This is a genomic window from Siphonobacter sp. (assembly GCF_048595215.1).
Taxonomy (GTDB): Bacteria; Bacteroidota; Bacteroidia; order Cytophagales; family Spirosomataceae; genus Siphonobacter.
The window spans coordinates 1-4,022 of record NZ_JBMDWJ010000262.1; the positions used below are offsets into that span (position 1 = coordinate 1).

The window sequence follows — 4,022 nt, forward strand, 5'->3', positions numbered from 1 at the left end:
GCTATGGTAGGCCTTACAAGCTTACAGAAGTACTTAAAATCCATTGAAGTTCAATTAAGTCACGATAACAATTCCGAAGGCATACCTGAAAAAATTAACTTTTTTCAAACAGAATTAAGCCGTATGGCTATTATATTAGCCGAGGAAGTAAACAGGCTTGCCTTTAAAACCGCTGCCCAATGAAATTGAAATGCGTTATTGTAGATGATGAGTTAATGGCTCGTCTCTCCCTTGAACGGTTGTGCGAGAAGCGAGAAGAGTTAGAGATTATTGGAATATTTGATCAATCCACAGAAGGTTTAAATTTCTTAAGAGAGAAAATTGTAGATGTTCTTTTTCTGGATGTTGAAATGCCGGGGTTGAATGGACTTGAGCTGTTAGATCAGTTATCATACATGCCTTCAGTAATCCTAACAACGTCTAAGACAGAATACGCCTTTGATGCCTTTCAGTACCAGGTCACGGATTATTTGAAAAAGCCTATTTCACTTCCTCGCTTTATGCAGGCCGTAGACAAGGTAATCGATAAAAAGACCGCGGTAAAAGCACCAGTAGTTCCTAAAAATACTGATCCTAACGAAATTTACGTAAAAACGGAAGGACGCTATATTCGCATCGAGTATGATAATATTCTGTACGTTGAAAACGTAGGCGATTATGTTAAAATTCGTACCAATCAAGGCTCGCATATTGTGTATGCAACCATGAAGAATTTGGAGGAAAAACTAAATCCTAAATTCTTTTTTCGCGTGCACCGTAGCTTTATTATCAACCTTTCTAAAATCGTTGATATTGAAGAAAGTAACTTGGTTATTGCGGATAAGGTCATACCGATCAGCCGGGCTAATAAACCTGAATTACTCGAGAAACTGAATATTCTGTAAGAAATGATTACGATAGTAGCTAAAGCGGCGGATTGACGAAATCCGCCGCTTTAGTTTTAGATGCTATATCCAATGTTATGTTTGATTTCTTTTAATACAAACGTGCTATTTAGCGTTCCAATATTTTCCAGCTTCGATAGTTTATACTTCACAAAATCGTGATAATCATTCAGGGACTTTAAATTGATTTTTAACAGGAAATCCACCTGCCCAGCCATGTGGTAGCATTCCTGTACTTCCTCCAGATCCTGAATAGTCTGCTCAAATTTTTCAATAAAAGCTTCATTGTGATAACGCATGGAAACCTGGCAAAAAACGGTCACGGGTTGCCCAATCAGCGTTTTGTCGAGTACCGCCACATACTGCTTAATGTAACCGAGGGATTCCAGTCGCTTGATGCGTTCGTAGACAGGTGAGATGGTAAGGTTCAGCTCGGCAGCCAATTCCTTCGTAGTCATTTTGGCATCCTGCTGAAGTAAACGCAGCAGGGTTTTGTCCAGCTCATCCAGATTTTCCATAGGGGTGTTCAGGTATCAATTTTTTAACCGAAAATTTTTCTTCTACAAACCTAGTACGTATTTCGATAAAAGGGAATATTTTCTTTGAAATGAACACTTGAAGGAATATTTTCTTTGTGATCGAAAATACTTCAATAAATATTGCTACAAATATAGATTTGTGTCGGAATCTGTGTGAAAAGCTATTGAGCTTTAACCGGTTCCTCAAATGGTCGGCGTTTCACTTAATCATTTTCTGGCCTATGGATACTATTCTTGTTATCGGAGCTAGTGGACAGATCGGCACGGTTTTGGTCCAGCACCTTCAAAATCAGTACGGACTGAATCGCGTGATAGCCTCGGATTTGCGGATGCCGCAAGCATTTTCGGGAATTTTTGAATCACTAGATGCCACGAAAGCCGAAGATCTAGCCACTTTGGTACGTCGATACCGCATAACGCAGATCTATCATTTAGCGGCGATCCTTTCGGCCAATGGAGAGGCGAATCCGATTCGCACCTGGGAGATCAACATGCAGACGGCTCTGAATGTACTGGAAGTAGCCCGTACCCAGAACGTCTCTAAAGTATTTATTCCTAGTTCAATTGCGGTATTTGGTCCCAGTGCTCCGGCATTCGATACGCCCCAGCAAACGCAGCTTGATCCCACGACGGTATATGGCATCAGTAAAGTAGCGGCTGAAAACTGGATGCATTACTACCACGTGAAATATGGTCTTGATGTACGCTCGCTGAGGTATCCGGGGGTGATTAGTTACCAGTCGCAACCCGGCGGCGGTACCACCGATTACGCCGTTGCCATTTATCATCAGGCGGTACAAGGTCAGGATTTTACCTGTTTTCTGTCGGAAAATACGCGGCTGCCCATGATCTACATGGACGACGCCATTCGGGCCACGCTGGAATTGATGGAAGCTGAAAGCAGCCGGATTCGGGTGCAGACAGCCTACAACCTGACGGGCCTAAGTTTTACACCCGCTGAAATAACGGCGGCCATTCAGCAATTTTTCCCGAATTTTCGAACGCAGTACGCTCCGGATTTCCGGCAACAAATTGCCGATTCCTGGCCCAAAACGATTGATGATCAGGCTGCCCGTAACGATTGGGAATGGACTCCGGCTTTTGATCTCTCCCGAATGACGGAAGAAATGATCCATCATCTTTCTGAATATTATCAGCCTTCACTGACGCAGGCGTAAACTTTTCGAGTTATGTACGGAACGATTAAAGAAGAACTTCAGCAAGAGCTGGCTTCCATTCAGGAGGCGGGTTTGTATAAGAATGAACGCATCATTGTAACGCCGCAGTCGGCCGTGATTGCTACCTATAACGGACAGAATGTACTGAATTTCTGTGCGAACAATTACCTGGGCCTGTCCTCACACCCCTCGGTCATTGAAGCGGCTCATCAGACCATCGATTCACACGGGTATGGCATGTCGTCGGTCCGGTTTATTTGTGGTACGCAGGACATTCACAAAGAACTCGAAAAAGCTACGGCTGCGTTCGTGGGTACCGAAGACTGCATTTTGTACGCAGCCGCATTTGATGCCAACGGTGGGGTGTTCGAACCCTTGCTGAATGAACAGGACGCAATCATTTCCGATGAATTGAATCACGCGTCCATTATCGACGGTATTCGTTTGTGCAAGGCCAAACGCTTTCGCTACAAGCACAACAACATGGCTGATCTGGAAGAACAATTGAAAGCCGCAGCGGGATCGCGTCGCATTTTGATTGTCACGGATGGGGTATTTTCCATGGACGGAACCATCGCTCAACTCGACGTCATCTGTGATCTGGCCGATCAGTACGGAGCCATGGTGATGGTGGATGAGTCACACGCGAGCGGTTTTGTGGGCAAAACGGGCCGGGGTACGCCTGAGCACAAAAATGTTTTGGGTCGCATCGACATTATTACTGGTACCTACGGAAAAGCCCTGGGCGGTGCTTCGGGTGGTTTTACCGCGGCTCGCAAGGAAATTGTAGAGCTCTTACGTCAACGCTCACGTCCGTATTTGTTCTCGAATACGCTGGCCCCCGTGGTGGTAGGAGCCTCCCTGAAAGTACTGGAGCTGTTACGGGCCTCAACCACGTTACGCGACAAGCTGGAAGAAAATACCCGTTTCTTCCGCGAAGCCATGACCGCTGCGGGCTTTGATATTCTGCCCGGCGAACATCCCATTGTTCCCATCATGTTGTACGAGGCTCCGCTGGCTCAGCAGTTTGCGTCAAAATTGTTGGAAGAGGGTATTTACGTCATCGGCTTCTTTTACCCGGTAGTACCGCAGGGAAAAGCCCGAATCCGGGTACAAATTTCCGCCGGTCACGAACGCGAACACCTCGAAAAAGCCATCGCGGCGTTTACCAAAGTTGGTAAAGAATTGGGTGTGATTAAATAGGCTAGATTGCATTTGTATAGCCCCGCATTACATACGGGGCTAATTACATTAAATCCCTGCGGGGTTGGTACCTACCAACCCCGCAGGGATTTAATGTAATAATACAGGGGTATAATCCATGGACGCCTTTTCGGATACCAGTACGACGTCAATAATCAATTGAAAAAGAGAATGTTAATCGGTTGAAAGAAATATAATTTGTAAAACTATCAACTATC

Annotated in this window: 4 protein-coding genes and 1 pseudogene; 4 read left to right on the forward strand and 1 reads right to left on the reverse strand. The window is 45.1% G+C overall.

Going from position 1 to position 4,022, the window contains the following annotated elements; genetic code table 11:
• Together ACOJTG_RS16350 and ACOJTG_RS16355 are read left to right on the forward strand one after the other, a co-directional pair.
• Nucleotides 1–183 (forward strand): annotated as a pseudogene (locus ACOJTG_RS16350) (hypothetical protein); the annotation flags it as partial.
• Nucleotides 180–884: a LytR/AlgR family response regulator transcription factor gene (locus ACOJTG_RS16355; protein WP_420154807.1), complete on the forward strand. Its 705-nt coding sequence runs from the start codon at nucleotides 180–182 to the stop codon at nucleotides 882–884. The pseudogene ACOJTG_RS16350 and the gene ACOJTG_RS16355, both read left to right, overlap by 4 nt.
• Before the next feature lie 56 nt (nucleotides 885–940).
• Here the strand turns inward: ACOJTG_RS16355 and ACOJTG_RS16360 are convergent, their stop codons facing one another.
• A complete protein-coding gene (locus ACOJTG_RS16360; protein WP_104711264.1) occupies nucleotides 941–1,402 on the reverse strand; it encodes an Lrp/AsnC family transcriptional regulator in 462 nt (153 codons plus the stop codon).
• 242 nt (nucleotides 1,403–1,644) lie between these two features.
• Between ACOJTG_RS16360 and ACOJTG_RS16365 the strand changes: the two genes are divergently transcribed.
• On the forward strand, nucleotides 1,645–2,601 hold the full coding sequence (locus ACOJTG_RS16365) for an NAD-dependent epimerase/dehydratase family protein (protein ID WP_420154808.1): 957 nt from the start codon (nucleotides 1,645–1,647) through the stop codon (nucleotides 2,599–2,601).
• 12 nt (nucleotides 2,602–2,613) lie between these two features.
• Nucleotides 2,614–3,804 carry a glycine C-acetyltransferase gene (kbl, locus tag ACOJTG_RS16370; protein ID WP_420154809.1) on the forward strand — a complete coding sequence of 397 codons (1,191 nt, stop codon included), beginning with the start codon at nucleotides 2,614–2,616 and terminating at the stop codon, nucleotides 3,802–3,804.
• The last annotated feature ends 218 nt before the right edge of the window (nucleotides 3,805–4,022 follow it).

Bases quoted from the DNA above. Each gene is read 5' to 3' on its own strand.
- ACOJTG_RS16355 (WP_420154807.1), top strand. From the start codon at position 180: ATGAAATTGAAATGCGTTATTGTAGATGATGAGTTAATGGCTCGTCTC.
- kbl (WP_420154809.1), top strand. From the start codon at position 2,614: ATGTACGGAACGATTAAAGAAGAACTTCAGCAAGAGCTGGCTTCCATT.
- ACOJTG_RS16360 (WP_104711264.1), bottom strand. From the start codon at position 1,402: ATGGAAAATCTGGATGAGCTGGACAAAACCCTGCTGCGTTTACTTCAG.
- ACOJTG_RS16365 (WP_420154808.1), top strand. From the start codon at position 1,645: ATGGATACTATTCTTGTTATCGGAGCTAGTGGACAGATCGGCACGGTT.